The organism is Methylobacterium adhaesivum, from assembly GCF_022179065.1.
GTDB lineage: Bacteria > Pseudomonadota > Alphaproteobacteria > Rhizobiales > Beijerinckiaceae > Methylobacterium > Methylobacterium adhaesivum.
This window is the reverse complement of the sequence record NZ_BPQD01000001.1, coordinates 90,653-108,937: the sequence shown is the minus strand read 5'-3', so window position 1 is coordinate 108,937 and position 18,285 is coordinate 90,653. Positions and strand designations below refer to the sequence as shown.

General features: G+C 68.4%; 15 protein-coding genes. 9 read left to right on the top strand and 6 right to left on the bottom strand.

The features are described 5' to 3' along the window. Positions 1–53 precede the first annotated feature (53 nt). Both MFF01_RS00455 and grpE read left to right on the top strand, forming a co-directional pair. Entirely contained in the window at positions 54–2,843 is a 2,790-nt protein-coding gene (locus MFF01_RS00455; RefSeq protein ID WP_238221152.1) for a [protein-PII] uridylyltransferase, read from the top strand. Positions 2,844–2,967: 124 nt separating this feature from the next. Next, a complete protein-coding gene (grpE, locus tag MFF01_RS00450; RefSeq protein WP_238221151.1) occupies positions 2,968–3,552 on the top strand; it encodes a nucleotide exchange factor GrpE in 585 nt (194 codons plus the stop codon). A gap of 81 nt (positions 3,553–3,633) precedes the next feature. On the opposite strand, the gene MFF01_RS00445 is transcribed toward grpE, so the two are convergent. The 6 genes from MFF01_RS00445 to MFF01_RS00420 all read right to left on the bottom strand — a co-directional run bounded on the left by MFF01_RS00445 (position 3,634) and on the right by MFF01_RS00420 (position 8,415). Beyond that, positions 3,634–4,593 carry a hypothetical protein gene (locus tag MFF01_RS00445; protein WP_238221150.1) on the bottom strand — a complete coding sequence of 320 codons (960 nt, stop codon included), beginning with the start codon at positions 4,591–4,593 and terminating at the stop codon, positions 3,634–3,636. Between the two features lie 101 nt (positions 4,594–4,694). Further along, positions 4,695–5,363: an alpha-ketoglutarate-dependent dioxygenase AlkB gene (locus MFF01_RS00440; protein ID WP_238221149.1), complete on the bottom strand. Its 669-nt coding sequence runs from the start codon at positions 5,361–5,363 to the stop codon at positions 4,695–4,697. A 1-nt stretch (position 5,364) separates the two neighbouring features. After that, positions 5,365–6,003, bottom strand: a complete 639-nt coding sequence (locus MFF01_RS00435) for a 2,3-bisphosphoglycerate-dependent phosphoglycerate mutase (protein WP_238221148.1) — start codon at positions 6,001–6,003, stop codon at positions 5,365–5,367. A gap of 105 nt (positions 6,004–6,108) precedes the next feature. Beyond that, on the bottom strand, positions 6,109–6,906 hold the full coding sequence (gene dapB / locus MFF01_RS00430; RefSeq protein WP_238221147.1) for a 4-hydroxy-tetrahydrodipicolinate reductase: 798 nt from the start codon (positions 6,904–6,906) through the stop codon (positions 6,109–6,111). An 87-nt stretch (positions 6,907–6,993) separates the two neighbouring features. Continuing rightward, positions 6,994–7,677 carry a MarC family protein gene (locus tag MFF01_RS00425; RefSeq protein ID WP_238221146.1) on the bottom strand — a complete coding sequence of 228 codons (684 nt, stop codon included), beginning with the start codon at positions 7,675–7,677 and terminating at the stop codon, positions 6,994–6,996. A gap of 3 nt (positions 7,678–7,680) precedes the next feature. Further along, complete coding sequence (locus tag MFF01_RS00420) at positions 7,681–8,415, bottom strand: class I SAM-dependent methyltransferase (RefSeq protein WP_238221590.1); 735 nt, start codon at positions 8,413–8,415, stop codon at positions 7,681–7,683. 203 nt (positions 8,416–8,618) lie between these two features. Between MFF01_RS00420 and gloB the strand changes: the two genes are divergently transcribed. The 7 genes from gloB (at position 8,619) to odhB (ending at position 18,265) form a co-directional block, all read left to right on the top strand. Continuing rightward, positions 8,619–9,398 carry a hydroxyacylglutathione hydrolase gene (gene gloB / locus MFF01_RS00415; protein WP_238221145.1) on the top strand — a complete coding sequence of 260 codons (780 nt, stop codon included), beginning with the start codon at positions 8,619–8,621 and terminating at the stop codon, positions 9,396–9,398. Between the two features lie 133 nt (positions 9,399–9,531). Beyond that, entirely contained in the window at positions 9,532–10,263 is a 732-nt protein-coding gene (locus tag MFF01_RS00410; RefSeq protein WP_238221144.1) for a TetR family transcriptional regulator, read from the top strand. 318 nt (positions 10,264–10,581) lie between these two features. Further along, positions 10,582–11,544: a malate dehydrogenase gene (mdh, locus tag MFF01_RS00405; protein ID WP_238221143.1), complete on the top strand. Its 963-nt coding sequence runs from the start codon at positions 10,582–10,584 to the stop codon at positions 11,542–11,544. Between the two features lie 97 nt (positions 11,545–11,641). Then, complete coding sequence (gene sucC, locus MFF01_RS00400; protein ID WP_238221142.1) at positions 11,642–12,838, top strand: ADP-forming succinate--CoA ligase subunit beta; 1,197 nt, start codon at positions 11,642–11,644, stop codon at positions 12,836–12,838. A gap of 8 nt (positions 12,839–12,846) precedes the next feature. Next, complete coding sequence (sucD, locus tag MFF01_RS00395; protein ID WP_238221141.1) at positions 12,847–13,731, top strand: succinate--CoA ligase subunit alpha; 885 nt, start codon at positions 12,847–12,849, stop codon at positions 13,729–13,731. 182 nt (positions 13,732–13,913) lie between these two features. Then, positions 13,914–16,886, top strand: a complete 2,973-nt coding sequence (locus MFF01_RS00390; protein WP_238221140.1) for a 2-oxoglutarate dehydrogenase E1 component — start codon at positions 13,914–13,916, stop codon at positions 16,884–16,886. A 77-nt stretch (positions 16,887–16,963) separates the two neighbouring features. Continuing rightward, positions 16,964–18,265: a 2-oxoglutarate dehydrogenase complex dihydrolipoyllysine-residue succinyltransferase gene (gene odhB, locus MFF01_RS00385; RefSeq protein WP_238221139.1), complete on the top strand. Its 1,302-nt coding sequence runs from the start codon at positions 16,964–16,966 to the stop codon at positions 18,263–18,265. Positions 18,266–18,285 lie beyond the last annotated feature (20 nt).

Genomic DNA, 18,285 nt, shown 5'->3' with positions numbered 1-18,285 from the left:
GCGACACGCGAGGCCCCTGGCGTCAATCCGCCAACATGCTAACGGGTTTGACCATGTTCGACGCTTCCGCCGCCCTCGCCGATGTCCTGGACAAGCTCGACCGCGACGCCCGGGAGGCGACGCGCCTGCGGGCCGTCCTCGTCCCCGAACTGCGGCGGGTGCTGGACCTCGGCCGCGCCGATGCCGAGGCCCGGCTCCTCGAGGAGCGCGACGGTCTCGCCTGCGCTCGGCGCCTGAGCGACCTCACGGACGCCGTGATCCGGGCCATCCACGACGCCGTGGTCTGGCGGCTCTATCCCAACGACAACCCGTCGACGGGCGAGCAGCTCGCGGTGGTGGCGACGGGCGGTTACGGCCGGGGCACCATGGCGCCGGGCTCCGACATCGATCTCCTGTTCCTGCTCCCCTACAAGCAGACGGCCTGGTCCGAGAGCGTCGTCGAGGCGATGCTCTACGTGCTGTGGGATCTGAAGCTGAAGGTCGGCCACGCCACGCGCTCCGTGGAGGAGTGCCTGCGCGAGGGCCGCTCCGACATGACCATCCGCACCTCCCTTCTGGAGGCCCGCTACCTCTTCGGCACCCGGGCCCTCTACGAGGAGTTGGTCACCCGGTTCGATACCGAACTCGTGATGTGGACGGCCCCCGAATTCGTCGAGGCGAAACTGCGCGAGCGCGACGCCCGCGTCACCAAGGCCGGGGCCTCGCGCTACCTCGTCGAGCCCAACGTCAAGGACGGCAAGGGGGGCTTGCGCGACCTCAACACCCTGTTCTGGATCGCGAAATACACCTACCGGGTCCGCGACCAGAGCGAGCTCGTGCCCGCCGGCCTGTTCACCCCCGAGGAATACCGGGTGTTCGAGCGTTGCGAGGAACTGCTGTGGCGGGTGCGCTGCCACATGCACTTCATCACCGGCCGCTCGGAGGAGCGCCTGTCGTTCGGGCTGCAGCCGAAGGTAGCCGAACGTTTCGGCTACGAGCCGCGCGGCGGCCTGTCGGGCGTCGAGCGCTTCATGAAGGCCTACTTCCTCATCGCCAAGGATGTCGGCGACCTCACCGCCATCGTCTGTGCCGCCCTCGAGGCTCGTCACGCCAAGCGCACCCCGGTCCTCGACCGCTGGATCGGCCGGTTCCGCGATCGTTTCCGCGCCACCGCCATCGAGGCGGAGGATTTCGTGGACGACAACGGCCGCATCAACTTGCGCAACGGCGATGCGTTCGTGAACGATCCCGTGAACCTGATCCGCCTGTTCTGGCTCGCCGACCGCCACAACCTGCCGATCCATCCCGACGCGACGCGCCTGGCCAACCGCTCCTTGCGTCTCATCGGCCATTCCCTGCGGTCGGACGAGGAGGCCAACCGGCTCTTCCTCGACATCCTGACGTCCAAGAACTCGCCCGAGACGATCCTGCGCCTCATGAACGAGGCCGGGGTGTTGGGGCGGTTCATCCCGGATTTCGGCCGCATCGTCGCGATGATGCAGTTCAACATGTACCACCACTTCACCGTGGACGAGCACCTGTTGCGCTCGATCGGCGTGCTGACGGCCATCGAATCCGGTCGGACGGAGGAGGACCATCCCCTCGCCACCCGCCTCATCGACTCGATCTCCAACCGGCGCGCCCTGTTCGTGGCCGTTCTCCTGCACGACATCGCCAAGGGCCGGCCGGAGGACCACTCCATCGCCGGCGCCGCCATCGCCGAGAAGCTCGGGCCGCGCTTCGGCCTTAAGCCGGCCGAGACCGAGACGGTGGCGTGGCTGGTGGAACACCATCTGCTCATGTCGATGACGGCCCAGAGCCGCGATCTGTCCGACCCCAAGACCATCGAGAAGTTCGCCGGGGTCGTGCAGACCCTCGAGCGGTTGAAGCTCCTGATGATCCTGACCGTGGCCGATATCCGCGCCGTGGGGCCGGGTGTCTGGACGGCGTGGAAGGGCACCTTGCTGCGCACCCTCTACGACGAGACCGAGGTGGTGCTCTCCGGTGGCCACTCCGAGATCGCCCGCACGGACCGCGTCCGCATGATTCAGATGGGCCTGCGCGAACAGCTCACCGATTGGGATTCCGACGCCTTCGACGCCTACGCGGCCCGCCACAATCAGGCCTATTGGCTCAAGGTCGACGCGACGCGCCAGTTCAAGCATGCGGGGTTCCTGAAGACGCTCACGGAGGAGGGGCGCACCGTCGCCACGGCCGACGAGACCGACCCCGTGCGCGGCATCACCGAACTGACGATCTATTCACCCGACCATCCGCGCCTGCTCGCCATCGTCACGGGCGCCTGCGCGGCTTTGGGCGGCAACATCGTCGACGCGCAGATCTTCACCACCACGGACGGCTTCGCCCTCGATTCGATCCTGCTGTCGCGGGCGTTCGAGCGGGACGACGACGAACTGCGCCGGGCCAAGCGGATCACCACGGCGATCGAGCGGGCCCTGCGCGGCGAGATCCGCATCGCCGACCTCGTGGCCGACCGGCACCCGCCGGACAAGCGCACCCCGACCTTCCTCGTGCCCCCGGACATGTCCATCGACAACGCCCTGTCGAGTCGCGAGACGGTCATCGAGATCACCGGCCTCGACCGGCCGGGCCTGCTCTACGAACTGACCTCGGCCCTCGGGCGCCTCAGTCTGAACATCACCTCCGCCCACGTGGCGACCTTCGGCGAGCGGGCCGTGGACGTGTTCTACGTCACCGACCTCACGGGGACGCGGGTGACCCAGCCCGACCGGCAGGTGGCGATCCGCGCCGCCGTGATGGAGGTGTTCGCCAGCGATGTCGCCGCCATGCGGGCCGAGGGGCTCGATGCGCTCCTCGAATCGCCCCCTCCGCGCGAGGCCTGAGGCGCCCCGATCCAAGCGGTCGGACGCGGGCGGCCCGGCCTGGATTTCCCCTCGCGCTTGATTTCGTCACGCCTGCGCCTGATATCAGCGCCGATCCCCGGCAACCCCGATCCGACGAAAAGTGATGATGGCGAACGAGATGGAGAACGACCCCAAGGTCGATACCACCCAGACCGAAGCAAAGCCCGAGGGGGCTGGGGATGCGGGGGCGCTGGTCACCGTCGCGGCCGAGCGTGACGAACTCAAGGACCGTATCCTGCGGACCCTTGCCGAGATGGAGAACCTGCGCCGGCGCACGGAGCGCGAGGTGGCCGATGCCCGCACCTACGCCGTGACCAACTTCGCCCGCGACATGCTCAATGCCGCCGACAACATCCGGCGTGCCCTGGAGAGCGTGCCGGAGGCCGAGCGAGCCGGCGCCGCCGGTGCGTTCAAGGCGCTCATCGACGGAATCGAGCTGACCGAGCGCGACCTCGGCAAGACCCTGGAGCGTCACGGCGTCAAGATCATCGACCCGAAGGGCCAGCGCTTCGACCCGAACCGCCACCAAGCGATGTTCGAGGTGCCCGATGCCGAGGTGCCGACCGGCACCGTCGTTCAGGTGATGCAGTCCGGCTACGTGATCGGCGACCGGACCCTGCGTCCGGCTCTGGTCGGTGTCGCCAAGGGCGGACCGAAGCCCGTCGCCAACCCGGCCGACGCGGCCTGACCACGTCGGTCTCGCCTTGCAGTGCTTTGCGCGGGGGCGGCGGTTCCGATGGGAGCCGCCGCCCCCGCGCATGTCCGGCGGCTATTTCGGCTGCACGCTGTCCACCACCTCGCGGAAGCGCGCGAGGACACCCTCGCGCTGATCGGCGCGCACCACGCCGACGGCGCGCAGATAGCCGTCGGGCGCGAAGCGGATGGTCTGAGCGACCACCACGGGGGTGCCGGAGGGCGTATCCGTGGCGCGCGCCACGATTTCGTGCCAGTCGACCCCGTTCTGGCGGTAGCTCTGCGACCGCTCGACGATGAAATCCTTCATGGTCTGGTTCGAAGCCAGGGCCGTGCGGGCGAAGGCCTCACGCTGCTCGGCCTGGGGCGGGGGCTGAACCGCCTGGGCCAGGACGAGGATCGGCTGCTCGAGACCCGTCATCTGGTCCTTGGGGCCTTCCGTCAACAGCACCGAGTTGCCGGCGAGCACCCGCACGGGCCGGAAGCCCGCCGGATCGCCGATCCGGAAGGGCAGGGCGGCGACCTGCTGCTCCAGGGTGAGTTCGGGGCGGATATGGACGCTGGTGAGCATGTTCACCATGGTTTCGTCGGTCTCGGCCTCGGGGGTGGTCTGGGCGATGATGATGCCCGTCACCGTGGGATCGCCGACCAGCAGCATCCACTTCTTGATGGACGGCCCGGCGCTCGGGTCGGCGGCGGGCTGTTCGCCCGTGAACAGCACCGCATCGACGTCGCCCGCCACCTTGATGGCCTGCCGGTTGGAGACCACGAACCCCTGCTGCTTCAGGTTCGCGTCGGTGAAGTTCTGCTCGAGCTCGGCGAAGGCGTTGGGTGGGAGTTCGACCACCGAGACCGTGGCGCCGCCCTCGATCCGCTCGAAGCCGGAAAAGCGCTTCGAGGACACCATGTCGGCGGGCGGCTGGAAGCCGAAGCGGGAACTGGCCGGGTAGATCGGATCGGCCGCGAAGCTTCCCTGCGTCAGGCCGAGGAGCAACGCCAGGGTTGTGGCGGGACGGGCGAGGCTACGCAGACGCATCGGGCTGTTCTCTCCGTGAAGACCCGGTCTCGCGCCGGATTGAGCCAATCGTCCGTAGACCGGACAGCTCCCGCGATGGGTCGACTGCAGTCCAGCCCGTGTCAAGCCGTGGGAGCGACCCGTGGCTGCGTCACGCGGCGCAAGGTGAGATTGCACCGCCCGTCCGGCGTTGGGAAGCCTGGCACGGGCTCGCTCCCGCCCAGAAGGTCGGGCGGGCGGGTCAGGATGCGATCGATGCCGTGATGGATGAGGCGCGCCGGCCCACCCATGATCAGGGCGTCGCCCGCGTGTAGTTGGATCGAGCGCGTCGGGTCGCCTCGGGTCAGGCCGCCGTAACGGAACACCGCCGAGGCGCCGAGCGACAGGGAGAGGACGGGCGCGTCGAGGGCGGCCTCGTCGCGGTCCTGATGCAAGCCCATGCGCGCGTCGGCGGCGTAGAGATTGACGAGGCAGGCCTCGGGTGGCGCCGGATAGCCGGAGAGGGCGTCCCAGGCCTCCAGGGCGAGGGGTGGGATCGCCGGCCAGGGCGCGCCGGTCTCGGGATGGTGCGCCTGGTAGCGGTACCCGGTGATGTCAGAGACCCAGCCGAGGGCGCCGCAATTCGTCATGGCCACGGAGAACGGCCGCCCCGTCCGCGGCATCGGCGGGCGGTAGGGCGGCGCCGCCGCGAGACACGCGGCGAGGTCCGCCGCCAGTCGCCACCGCGCGGGTCCGTCGAGGTAGCCGCGCTGGAGGATCAGCCCCGGCGCGAGTTCGACGGCAGCCGCCATGCTAGACGTCGTGGTCGATGTCGCGTTCCAGCACCGACTTGCTCTCGACCGTGGTGTCGGCCTTGAGCTGGTAGACGAGCGGGATGCCCGTGGCGATCTCGAGGCTGGCGATGGTCTTGGTCGTCAGGCCGTCGAGAACCATCACGAGGGCGCGCAGGGAGTTGCCGTGGGCGGCGACCAGGACGCGCTCACCGGCCATGACGCGGGGGAGGATGGTCTGGATGTAGTAGGGCAGCACCCGGGCGGCGGTGTCCTTCAGACTCTCGCCGCCGGGAGGCGGGATGTCGTAGGAGCGGCGCCACTGATGGACCTGGGCATCCCCCCAGCGTTCGCGGGCATCGTCCTTGTTGAGTCCCGACAGGTCGCCGTAATCGCGCTCGTTGAGGGCCTCGGCGCGGATCGTCTCGACCTCGGGCTGGCCCATCTCCTCGAGCATCAGGGCGCAGGTGCGCTGGGCGCGGCGCAGGTTCGAGGTGAAGGCCACATCGAACCGGTAGCCCTGCTCGCCGAGCCAGCGCCCGGCCGTTCGGGCTTCGGCGACTCCGAGGTCCGTGAGTTCCGGATCGCGCCAGCCCGTGAACAGCTTCTTGAGGTTCCACTCGCTTTGGCCGTGGCGAGCGAGGACAAGCAGGCGCTCCATCGCGAATCGATTCCTGACTCTTGTTTTGATGCAGCGCAGCAATGGGCTGGGCCATCAAAGGATGTGCGCGTCCGCAGCTGAACGCGCAATGACCGCAGGCCCTTATCAGAGCCCGAGGACGTCGGCCATGCCGTAGAGCCCCGGCGGTCGGTCGAAGGCCCATTGCGCCGCACGCAGGGCGCCCCGGGCGAAGATCGCCCGATCCTCGGCATGATGGCTGAGCGTCAGGCGTTCGCCCGCCCCTGCGAAGACGACGCTGTGGTCGCCCACCACCGTGCCGCCGCGCAGGGTGGCAAAGCCGATGTCGCCGGGCCGGCGGGCGCCCGTATGGCCGTCGCGGGTCGAGACCCGGGTGTCGGCAAGCGCGACGCCGCGCCCTTCTGCCGCCGCCTCGCCGAGAAGGAGGGCGGTGCCGGACGGCGCATCGACCTTCATGCGGTGATGCATCTCGACGATTTCGATATCGAAATCCTCCCCGAGCGCCGCGGACACCTTCCGGACCAGACCGGCGAGGAGGTTGACGCCCAGCGACATGTTGCCCGAGCGCACGATGCGGGCGTGGTGGGCCGCCGCCGCGAGCTTGGCGAGGTCCGCCTCTTCCATGCCCGTCGTGCCGACCACGTGGACGATGCGGGCCTGGGCGGCGAGTTCCGCGAAGAAGGTCGTGGCGGCGGGCGTCGTGAAGTCGAGGACGCCTTCGGCGGCGGCGAAGACCGGCAGGGGATCGTCGGTCACGGCGACCCCCAAGGGCGCGAGCCCGGCGAGCACGCCGGCATCCTGTCCGAGTACCGGAGCGCCCGCGCGCTCGATGGCCCCCGACAGGATGCAGCCCTCGGTCTCCGCCACCGCGCGGATCAGCATCCGCCCCATGCGCCCACCGGCGCCGACCACCACGAGCCGCATCCCGTGCCCTTCCCGAACGAGTTGCCCCCTGCGGTACAGCCTCGTGGTTGGCCTGCCAAGGCGAAGCCGAGCCGGATGGGCCGGGCGTCAGCGCGCAGGCAGCAGCGGCGTCAGCACGTCGGTGACGCCGTTCACGGTGATCTGCGTGCCGACGCAGAGGAGCAGGAAGGCGAAGAGGCGCCCGAGCACCCGCGCGCCCACGGGGCCGATGAGCGTCACCACCCGGTCGTCCGAGCCGTAGGCGAAGCGCACCAGGATGGCGATGGCGAGCGCCGCGAGCGACATGCCGACGTAGAAGCCGACGCGGTCGGGGCTCGCCTCCGGACGGTTCGAGCCGAGCGCGATGGCCACCGCGATGGTGCCGGGGCCTGTGGTGAAGGGCAGGGTGAGGGGAAAGAACGCGATCTCGGCGAGGTTGTCGGGCCGGCTGCCCTGGGCTTCGGCGTGCTTGCGCGCCTCGCGCGCCTCGGGCGCCGTCAGCAGCGTCCAGGCCGAGGCAGCCACGACGAGGCCGCCGGCGATGCGCAGGGCCGCCAGGGACACGCCGAAGAAGTTCAGGATCGGCGCCCCCGCCCACAGGGCCGAGAGCATGATCAGCGCCGCGTAGAAACCGATACGCTTGGACAGTTCCACGCGCTCCGCGTGAGAGTTGTGCGCGGTGACCTGGGCGAAGATCAGCGCCGACCCGACGGGATTCACGATGGAGAACAGGCTCGACAGGGCGAGGACGAAGCTCTGCAGGGCGGTCTCCGGGGACAGGGCGGACAGCATGGTTCAGCCGGGGGAGGGCGCCGGCACCAGAACGCGGGCCGGTGCGAGGCGGGTCGCCCGCCGGACCCGCTGGACGGCGACGGGCCGATAGAGCTGCTTGGTCGCATCCACCACGTGCAGGCCGGCGAAGGGAAGGGACAGGCCGGTGCCGAGACGCTCCCAGGCCCCGGCCGTCTGCAGCCAGACGCGGCTCCGGACCGGGGGCATGTACAGGGCTTCGGCCCAGCCTTCGGGCGAGAACTGCGTGGTGCGCATGAGACGGGTGAGCTGGGACCGGCTGTAGGGTTGGCCGTGGCCGAAGGGCGTGGCGTCGCGCCGGGCCCAGACGCCTCGGCGATTGGGCACCACGAGGATCATCCGTCCCCCCGGCGTCAGCACTCGCCAGACATCCTGCAGCAGCTCCGTGGGGCTCTCGACGGATTCGAGGGCGTGGACGAGGATCACCCTGTCCACGGCGGCTTCCGGCAGGGGCATCATCGTCGGATCGGCCAGGGCCGAGCACGAGCGTCCGCTTCCGGGCCAGTTCACGACGCCCTGCGTCGCCGGCATGAAGGCGAGCGTCCGCTCCGCGATCACGTGGACGGGGCCGAGATAGGGAGTGGCGTAGCCGAGTCCGAGAACCCGCAGGCCCGAGACCGAGCCGAGAAAGCCATGGATCGCCCGGCCGACAATGCGGTGCGTCACCCCACCCAGGGGGCTGGCGTAGAAAGCGCGCAGGTCGGTCACGTCGAGGCGCATGGCGGGGTCCGGCGGGCCGGTCTGCTGGTTCGGGGGGACGACGAGGGTTGCTCCGCCATCAATGGGGAGGCGGAACGCCCGCGGCAACCCCGATCCACCCGATCCCCGGCCGGAACCTGACCGGGCGGGATTTGGTTCTTCGCCCGGCAAGCGGGCACGAATGCCAGGCGCCCTCACGTCACGAAAACCCGAAGGATCTGCTTATGACCGTCGCGCGACCGGAGATCCGGACCTTCCTGTGCCGCAGCGACAACATCGGCGTGCTCCTGCGCGATCCGGCCACGGGGGCCTGCGCGGCCATCGACGTGCCCGAGGCCGGCCCCGTGCTGGCAGCCCTCGACGAGGCGGGATGGACCCTGACCGATATCCTCGTCACCCATCGGCACGCGGACCACATCGACGGCATCGCCGAGGTCAAGCGGCGCACGGGCGCCAGGGTCACGGCCCCGGCGAAGGCCGGCGCGACGATCCCGGAGGTGGATGTTGCCGTCTCCGAGGGCGACGTGGTTCGGGTGGGGGGGCTGTCGGCCGAGGTCTGGGAGACGCCGGGGCATTGCGCCGATCACGTGACCTACTGGTTCGCGGCTCCGCGCCTGGTCTTTGCCGGCGATACCCTGTTCACCCTCGGCTGCGGCCGGGTGATGGAGGCCGAGCCTGAGGTCCTGTGGCGTTCGCTCACCCGTTTCGGCCAGCTGCCAGACGACACCCTGGTCTACAGCGGACACGATTACGTCCTGTCGAACGCGCGTTTCGCCCTGGCGGCCGAGCCCGACAATGCGCGGTTGGCAGCGCGCATGGCCGAGGCCGAGCGGGCCAAAACCGAGGGCCGTTTCCTCGTCCCCACAACCCTGGGTGACGAGCGGGCGACGAATCCTTTCCTGCGGGCGGGCGAGCCGGCCCTCGCGCGATCCGTCGATCTTCCCCCTGGAACAGACGCCGGTCGCGTATTTACTGCACTGAGGGCCTGGAAGAATAAGTTCTGACCCGTTAAAGGGCTGGCGGCGTCTCGCATTTGCGAGACATGGCACCTCCCTGACGTACACGTCGTGGTGATCGACGCTGGCGACTTTGTGAGGACCTTAAGTCCCCTCGAACCACGGCGGGTATCCCCGAACGATGCAGCCACCCGGCCCGCCCTTCGTCTTCGGGAATGGCCTTGCCGCTGTTCACGCGTCCGAGTCCGAAATCCTCGACGACGTCCCGCGCAAGCCATCCTCCGATCGTGCGTCGGCCAGCCGCGCTGCCTCGCGCGCCGCGCCCCTTGCCGTCGACGCCCGCCTCCTGGCCGTGGCCACGGAGCACCTGCGCCGTCTCGGCCCGAAACGGGTGACGGTGGTGGCCGTGGCGGCCGAGGCCGGCATGACCCATGCCAACGTCTATCGCTACTTCCCCTCGAAGGACGCGCTCCTCGATGCCGTGGCCGGCCGCTGGCTGCGGGATGTCGAGGCGGAACTCGCCCGGATCGCCGACGCGCCCGACCCGGCCGACGACAAGATCGAGCGGCTGCTGACAGCCCTGGCCTCCGCGCAGCGCGTCACGCTCGCCACCGAGCCGAACCTGTTCTCCGTCCATCTCGATGCGGCCGTGGGCGCCCGACCCATCGCCCGTCGCCACCGGGTGCGTTTGCGCGGCCTCGTCGAGCGGGTGGTCGAGGAGGGCATGGCCACGGGGGCCTTCGTGGCCCGCGACCGGGAGCGCGCCATCGCCTATATCTTCGACGCCAGCTACCGCTTCACCCATCCGCTGGCGATCCAGCACGATTCAGACCTGCCGGCGGATCTCATTGAGGCCCGCCTCGGCGCAGTGATTCTCGCCATCCAGCGGGTTCTGCGGACCGGCACGCTCTGAGCCTCGGTGACAGAAGGATTTCTCTGTCACCGCCGTGATTTCAGCTCCTGCAGCGACGAAAATTTGATCTAAGTTGCTGCTAGAAATACATTTTTACGGACTCTTCGAGAGAATCAAGTGCCGGGTGGTCTGGCCCGGACCCTGCAAGGCCGGGTCATCATCGGTTGAAGCTCTGGGCCTTTTCCGCCACACACCGCCGCGACGCACACAACCCGAACGAAGGCGTGGCGGTGCGGCCCGGCCGATGCGGAACTCAAGGCCAGCCAATCGGGTGCAACGCCGCGCATCCACCCCGATCACCGGAGGCTCGTTTTACCCATGGCACGCAGCAAGATCGCCCTCATCGGCGCCGGACAGATCGGTGGCACCCTGGCGCATCTGGCCGGGTTGAAGGAGCTCGGCGACGTCGTCCTGTTCGACATCGTCGACGGCGTGCCCCAGGGTAAGGCCCTCGACATTGCGGAATCTGCCCCCGTGGACGGTTTCGATGCCGCCTATTCGGGCGCCAGCGATTACGCCGGCATCGCCGGGGCCGACGTGGTGATCGTCACGGCCGGTGTTCCGCGCAAGCCCGGCATGAGCCGCGACGACCTCATCGGCATCAATCTCAAGGTGATGGAGGCCGTCGGCAACGGTATCAAGCAGCATGCACCCGACGCCTTCGTGATCTGCATCACCAACCCCCTCGACGCCATGGTCTGGGCGCTGCAGAAGTTTTCCGGTCTGCCCACCAACAAGGTCGTCGGCATGGCCGGTGTGCTTGATTCCGCCCGCTTCCGCCACTTCCTGGCCGACGAATTCAAGGTCTCGGTCGAGGACGTCACCGCCTTCGTCCTCGGCGGACACGGCGACGACATGGTTCCCCTGGTGCGCTACTCCACCGTGGCCGGCGTTCCGCTGACCGATCTGGTCAAGCTCGGCTGGACCACCCAGGAGAAGCTCGACGCCATGGTCGAGCGCACCCGCAAGGGCGGCGGCGAGATCGTCAACCTGCTCAAGACCGGCTCGGCCTTCTACGCGCCCGCCGCCTCCGCCATCGCCATGGCCGAGAGCTACCTGCGCGACAAGCGCCGCGTTCTGCCCTGCGCCGCCTACCTCGACGGCCAGTACGGTGTCGACGGCATGTATGTCGGCGTGCCCATCGTCATCGGAGCGAACGGCGTCGAGCGCATCCTCGAGGTTACGTTCAGCGACGACGAGAAGGCAATGTTCGAGAAGTCGGTGGGGGCGGTGAAGGGCCTCATCGAGGCCTGCAAGGCCATCAATCCGGCACTCGCCTAAAAGCAGAACTCTGCCGCCGGCCGCCCAGGCGGCCGGTTGAAGCGGAGCGCCAGGAAACGGGAGGCCCGGCCCGGCCGGGACGAGGGAGGAGTTTGGCATGAACATCCACGAATATCAGGCCAAGGCGGTTCTCAAGGAGTTCGGTCTGCCCGTCTCGCGCGGCGTGGCCATCTTCAAGGCCGAGGAGGCCGAGGCCGCGGCGCGCGAACTCGGCGGCCCGGTCTGGGTGGTGAAGTCGCAGATTCATGCCGGCGGACGCGGCAAGGGCACCTTCAAGGGGGCGCCGGCGGGCGCCAAGGGCGGCGTGCGCGTCACCAAGTCCCTCGACGAGGTGAAGCAATTCGCCGGCGAGATGCTCGGCCAGACCCTCGTGACGATCCAGACGGGTGAAGCCGGCAAGCAGGTGAACCGCCTCTACATCGAGGAAGGCGCCCAGATCGAGGCCGAGTTCTACCTCTCCATGCTGGTGGACCGCGAGACCGGACAGGTCGCCTTCGTCGTCTCGACGGAAGGCGGCATGGACATCGAGACGGTGGCCCACGACACCCCGGAGAAGATCGTCACCTTCTCAGTCGATCCGGCCACCGGCATCATGCCCCATCACGGCCGCGCCGTCGCCAAGGCGCTGGGCCTCACCGGCGCGCAGGCCAAGGAAGCCGGCGACCTCACCACCAAGCTCTACGCGGCGTTCACCGCCAAGGACATGAGCATGCTGGAGATCAACCCCCTGGTGCTCACCGGCGACGGCCACCTGAAGTGCCTCGACGCCAAGATCTCGTTCGATTCGAACGCCCTCTACCGGCATCCCGACATCGTAGCCCTGCGCGACGAGACGGAAGAGGACGCCAAGGAGATCGAGGCCTCCAAGTACGACCTCGCCTACATCGCCCTGGACGGCACCATCGGCTGCATGGTCAACGGCGCCGGCCTCGCCATGGCGACCCTCGACATCATCAAGCTCTACGGCGAGGAGCCGGCAAACTTTCTCGATGTCGGCGGTGGCGCCTCGGAGGAGAAGGTCACGGCGGCGTTCAAGATCATCACCGCCGATCCGCAGGTGAAGGGCATCCTCGTCAACATCTTCGGCGGGATCATGAAGTGCGACGTGATCGCCAACGGCGTGATCGCGGCGGTGAAGGCGGTGGGCCTGGAAGTCCCCCTCGTGGTGCGCCTTGAAGGGACCAACGTCGAGAAGGGCAAGGAGATCATCCGGAATTCCGGCCTGAACGTGATCCCGGCGGACGATCTCGACGACGCCGCGCAAAAAATCGTCGCCGCCGTGAAGAAGGGCTGAGAGAACCGATGTCCATCCTGATCGACGCGAACACCAAGGTTATCTGCCAGGGCTTCACCGGCAAGAACGGGACCTTCCACTCCGAGCAGGCTATCGCCTACGGAACCAAGATGGTCGGCGGCACCTCGCCGGGCAAAGGTGGCTCGAAGCACCTCGGCCTGCCGGTCTTCGACACGGTGGCGGAGGCTCGGCATGCCACGGGCGCCGACGCCTCCGTGGTCTACGTGCCGCCGCCGGGCGCGGCCGACGCCATCTGCGAGGCGATCGCGGCTGAGATCCCCCTCATCGTCTGCATCACGGAAGGCATTCCCGTGCTCGACATGGTGCGGGTCAAGCGCTCCCTCGAAGGCTCGAAGTCCCGCCTCATCGGGCCGAACTGCCCCGGCGTCGTCACGGCCGGCGAATGCAAGATCGGCATCATGCCGGCCAACATCTTCAAGCCGGGTTCCGTCGGCATCGTCTCGCGCTCCGGCACGCTCACCTACGAGGCCGTGTTCCAGACAACTAATGCGGGCCTGGGCCAGACCACGGCGGTGGGCATCGGCGGCGATCCGGTGAAGGGCACAGAGTTCATCTCCATGCTCGAGCTGTTCCTCGCCGACGACAAGACCGAATCCATCGTGATGATCGGCGAGATCGGCGGCTCCGCCGAGGAAGAGGCAGCGCAGTTCATCGCCGACGAGGCCAAGCGCGGCCGCAAGAAGCCCATGGTCGGCTTCATCGCCGGTCGCACGGCGCCTCCGGGCCGCCGCATGGGCCATGCCGGCGCCATCATCTCGGGCGGCAAGGGCGGCGCCGAGGACAAGATCGCCGCCATGGAAGCGGCCGGCATCCGGGTCTCGCCCTCGCCGGCGCGCCTCGGCAGCACCCTCGTCGAAGTCCTGAAGGGCTGACGGGCTGGATGCCCGGGGCTGCGTTGCGCCGCAGACGGCCCCGGGCGCCCCTATGAACCCCCTCGGACGCGGGCTCCCCGCGTTCGACACTCCGAATCCGTTTTCCGGCGCCCGGCGCCGGATCGGATGACGACCGCCCCGCACGGGGCAGCCTTGAGCCAAGCGGTAGGATGATCCGGACGATGGCACGCCAGGACGCGCTCGAAACCTCGTTCCTCTACGGCGGCAACGCCGCCTACATCGAAGAACTGCAGGCGGCCCATGCCCGGGACCCGAATTCGGTCGATCCCGAGTGGCAGGACTTCTTCCGCTCCCTGAACGAGGACAAGGGCGCGGCCGAGAAGAACGCTGCCGGCGCGTCCTGGCAGCGCCCGAACTGGCCGATCCACGCCAACGGCGAGATCGTTTCGGCGCTGGACGGCAACTGGGCCACCGTCGAAAAGGCCATGGGCGACAAGATCCGCGCCAAGTCGGACACCGCCGCGGCCCCGGCCAAGGGCGTCGTCGTCGCCTCCGCTCCCGGCATCTCGGTCGAGCAGGCGACCAAGGATTCCGTGCGCGCGATCATGCTGATCCGCGCCTACCGCATGCGCGGCCACTTGCATGCCAAGCTCGATCCCCTCGGCCTCGCCCCGCGTGGCGACCACGAGGAACTGCACCCGCAGCATTACGGCTTTGAGGAGAAGGACTGGGACCGCCCGATCTTCCTCGACAACGTGCTGGGCCTCGAATTCTCGACCATCCGCGAGATTGTCGAGATCCTGGAGCGCACCTACTGCCAGACGCTCGGCGTCGAATTCATGCACATCTCCAATCCCGAGGAGAAGGCGTGGATCCAGGAGCGCATCGAGGGCAAGGGCAAGGAGATCCAGTTCACCCCCGAGGGCAAGCGCGCGATCCTCAATAAGCTCATCGAGGCGGAAGGCTTCGAGAAGTTCCTCGACCTCAAATACACCGGCACCAAGCGCTTCGGCCTCGACGGCTCCGAGTCGATGATCCCGGCGCTGGAGCAGATCATCAAGCGCGGCGGGGCGCTCGGCGCCCAGGAGATCGTGCTGGGCATGGCCCATCGCGGCCGCCTCAACGTGCTCTCCAACGTCATGGCCAAGCCCTTCCGGGCGATCTTCAACGAGTTCAAGGGCGGCTCGGCCAACCCGGCCGAAGTCGAGGGCTCGGGCGATGTGAAGTACCATCTCGGCGCGTCGTCCGACCGCGCCTTCGATGGCAACAACGTCCACTTGTCGCTCACCGCGAACCCGTCGCACCTCGAGATCGTCGATCCGGTGGTGCTGGGCAAAGTGCGCGCTAAGCAGGACCAACGCGCCAACCCGCACGTTCACCGCAACAGCGTTGTGCCGCTCCTCATCCACGGCGACGCCGCCTTCGCGGGCCAGGGCGTGGTCGCCGAATGCCTTGGCCTGTCGGGCCTGAAGGGCCACCGCACGGGCGGCTCGATCCACTTCATCATCAACAACCAGATCGGCTTCACCACCGATCCGCGTTTCTCGCGATCCTCGCCCTATCCGTCGGACGTCGCCAAGATGGTGGAGGCGCCGATCTTCCACTGCAACGGCGACGACCCCGAGGCCGTGACCTTCGCGGCCAAGATCGCCATCGAGTACCGGCAGAAGTTCGGCAAGCCCGTCGTCATCGACATGCTGTGCTACCGCCGCTTCGGGCACAACGAGGGCGACGAGCCGGCCTTCACCCAGCCGAAGATGTACCAGCGCATCCGCAAGCATCCGACGGCGCTGGAAACCTACGGCAAGAAGCTCGTGGCGGAGGGCGTCCTGTCCCAGGAGCAACTCGACACGCGCAAGGCCGAGTTCCGCGCGATCCTCGATGCCGAACTCGAGGTTGCCAACAACTACAAGGCCAACAAGGCCGACTGGCTCGATGGGCGCTGGGCCGGTTTCAAGGCCGTGCGCGAGGACGTCGACGATCCGCGTCGCGGCAAGACCGGCGTCGCCGCCGACACCCTACGCGAGATCGCCCAGCGTATCACCACACCGCCGCCCGGCTTCCACCTGCATCGTACGATCCAGCGCTTCTTCGACAACCGTGCCAAGGCGGTCGAAAGTGGCCAGGGCATCGACTGGGCGACGGCCGAGGCCCTGGCCTTCGGCTCCCTGCTGCTGGAGGGCCACCGGGTCCGCCTCTCGGGTCAGGACGTCGAGCGCGGCACCTTCTCGCAGCGCCACGCCGTGGTGATCGATCAGGAGAACGAGCAGCGCTACACCTCGCTGAACTCCATCCGCGAGGGACAGGCGAGCCTGGAGGTCATCAACTCGATGCTCTCCGAGGAGGCGGTGCTCGGCTTCGAGTACGGCTACTCGGCGGCCGAGCCGAACGCCCTGGTGCTGTGGGAGGCCCAGTTCGGCGACTTCGCCAACGGCGCCCAGGTGGTCATCGACCAGTTCATCTCCTCGGGCGAGCGCAAGTGGCTGCGCATGTCCGGCCTCACCCTGCTCTTGCCCCACGGCTACGAGGGACAGGGGCCGGAGCATTCCTCGGCGCGCCTGGAACGCTTCCTGCAGATGTGTGCCGAGGACAACATGCAGGTGGCCAACTGCACCACGCCGTCGAACTACTTCCACATCCTGCGCCGCCAGCTCCACCGCGAGTTCCGCAAGCCGCTGATCCTGATGACGCCGAAATCGCTCCTGCGTCACAAGCGGGCGGTGTCGTCCCTCGACATGATCGCCGAGGGATCGAGCTTCCACCGCGTGCTGTGGGACGATGCCGAGCGCGAGGACGACGCCACGAAGCTCGTCAAGGACGACAAGGTCCGTCGCGTCGTGCTGTGCTCCGGCAAGGTCTATTATGATCTCTACGACGAGCGCGAGAAGCGCGGGATCAACGACGTGTACCTCCTGCGCGTCGAGCAGCTCTATCCGTTCCCCCTCAAGGCTCTGGCCGGCGAGATGACGCGCTTCCGCAACGCCGAGGTGGTGTGGTGCCAGGAGGAGCCCAAGAACATGGGTCCCTGGGCCTTCGTCGAGCCCTATCTCGAATGGGTGCTCGGCCAGGCCCAGTCCTCGGTCAAGCGGGCCCGCTACGTCGGCCGGCCGGCCTCGGCCTCCACGGCGGTCGGCCTGCTCTCCAAGCACCAGGCCCAGCTTCAGGCCTTCCTCAACGAGGCGCTGGCGGTCTGACACCCGCGCCTTCTGACCTTCCCGCTCTGAGGGCGCCCGAACCGGCGCCGCGAAACCACCCGGACGGACATCTCACCATGGCAACCGACATCCTCGTCCCGACGCTCGGCGAATCCGTGAGCGAGGCCACCATCGGCCGGTGGTTCAAGAAGCCGGGCGACACGGTGGAGGCCGACGAGCCCTTGGTGGAACTCGAGACCGACAAGGTCACTCTCGAGGTGAACGCGCCGGCCGCGGGCGAGCTCGGCGAGATCCTGGTCAAGGACGGAGAGACCGTGGAGCCGGGCGCGCTGCTGGGCTCCATCGTCGAGGCGAGCGGGGGCGCCAAGGCGGCGGCCCCGAAGACGACCGCCCCGAAGCCGGCCGAGACCACCTCGCAGGCCCCGGCCGAAAGCAAGAGCACGGGGGCCGAGGAGGCGTCGTCGGCGGCCTACGGCAATCATGGCGAAGGCGCTGCCGTCGCCCCCCGCGATGCCGGCGACAACGGACCGGCCGTCGCCAAGATGGCCCGCGAAACGGGGATCGATCCGGCTGGCCTGAATGGCTCGGGCAAGGACGGCCGTGTCACCAAGGGGGACATGCTTGAGGCCAAGGCCAAGGGACCGGCTGCCCCGGCTCCGGCTCCCGCGCGGGAGGCCAAGCCCACCGCGCCGCGCGCGCCATCGAAGCCCGACGACGCGGCGCGCGAGGAGCGCGTGCGCATGACGAAGCTGCGCCAGACCATCGCCCGCCGTCTCAAGGACGCGCAGGACACCGCCGCGATGCTGACGACGTTCAACGACGTCGACATGTCCGCCGTCATGGCGATGCGCAGCCAGTACAAGGACATCTTCGAGAAGAAGCACGGCACCAAGCTCGGCTTCATGGGCTTCTTCACCAAGGCGGTGATCGGCGCCCTCAAGGACGTGCCGGCGGTCAATGCCGAGATCGACGGCCAGGATCTCGTCTACAAGAACTACTACCACATCGGCATCGCGGTCGGGACCGATAAGGGGCTCGTGGTGCCTGTGGTGCGCGACGCCGACGACCTCTCGATCGCCGGCATCGAGAAGAAGATCGCCGGCTTCGGCAAGAAGGCTCGGGATGGCAAGCTCTCCATCGAGGAGATGCAGGGCGGCACCTTCACCATCACCAATGGCGGCATCTACGGTTCGCTGATGTCGACCCCGATCCTCAACGCACCGCAATCCGGCATCCTCGGCATGCACCGCATCGAGGAGCGCCCGGTGGTCCGCAACGGCAAGATCGAGGCGCGGCCGATGATGTACCTAGCCCTGTCCTACGATCACCGCATCGTCGACGGGAAGGAAGCCGTGACCTTCCTCGTGCGGGTCAAGGAAGCCCTGGAGGACCCGGCACGCCTCGTGCTCGACCTCTAGGCCCGGCAGCTGCCGTCCGC

Excerpts from the sequence above, each read along its gene's own strand:
- MFF01_RS00410 (WP_238221144.1), top strand. The coding sequence starts at position 9,532 with ATGCAGCCACCCGGCCCGCCCTTCGTCTTCGGGAATGGCCTTGCCGCT.
- odhB (WP_238221139.1), top strand. The coding sequence starts at position 16,964 with ATGGCAACCGACATCCTCGTCCCGACGCTCGGCGAATCCGTGAGCGAG.
- mdh (WP_238221143.1), top strand. The coding sequence starts at position 10,582 with ATGGCACGCAGCAAGATCGCCCTCATCGGCGCCGGACAGATCGGTGGC.
- sucC (WP_238221142.1), top strand. The coding sequence starts at position 11,642 with ATGAACATCCACGAATATCAGGCCAAGGCGGTTCTCAAGGAGTTCGGT.
- MFF01_RS00445 (WP_238221150.1), bottom strand. The coding sequence starts at position 4,593 with ATGCGTCTGCGTAGCCTCGCCCGTCCCGCCACAACCCTGGCGTTGCTC.
- gloB (WP_238221145.1), top strand. The coding sequence starts at position 8,619 with ATGACCGTCGCGCGACCGGAGATCCGGACCTTCCTGTGCCGCAGCGAC.
- MFF01_RS00435 (WP_238221148.1), bottom strand. The coding sequence starts at position 6,003 with ATGGAGCGCCTGCTTGTCCTCGCTCGCCACGGCCAAAGCGAGTGGAAC.
- grpE (WP_238221151.1), top strand. The coding sequence starts at position 2,968 with ATGATGGCGAACGAGATGGAGAACGACCCCAAGGTCGATACCACCCAG.
- MFF01_RS00390 (WP_238221140.1), top strand. The coding sequence starts at position 13,914 with ATGGCACGCCAGGACGCGCTCGAAACCTCGTTCCTCTACGGCGGCAAC.
- dapB (WP_238221147.1), bottom strand. The coding sequence starts at position 6,906 with ATGCGGCTCGTGGTGGTCGGCGCCGGTGGGCGCATGGGGCGGATGCTG.
- MFF01_RS00425 (WP_238221146.1), bottom strand. The coding sequence starts at position 7,677 with ATGCTGTCCGCCCTGTCCCCGGAGACCGCCCTGCAGAGCTTCGTCCTC.
- sucD (WP_238221141.1), top strand. The coding sequence starts at position 12,847 with ATGTCCATCCTGATCGACGCGAACACCAAGGTTATCTGCCAGGGCTTC.
- MFF01_RS00420 (WP_238221590.1), bottom strand. The coding sequence starts at position 8,415 with ATGCGCCTCGACGTGACCGACCTGCGCGCTTTCTACGCCAGCCCCCTG.
- MFF01_RS00440 (WP_238221149.1), bottom strand. The coding sequence starts at position 5,363 with ATGGCGGCTGCCGTCGAACTCGCGCCGGGGCTGATCCTCCAGCGCGGC.
- MFF01_RS00455 (WP_238221152.1), top strand. The coding sequence starts at position 54 with ATGTTCGACGCTTCCGCCGCCCTCGCCGATGTCCTGGACAAGCTCGAC.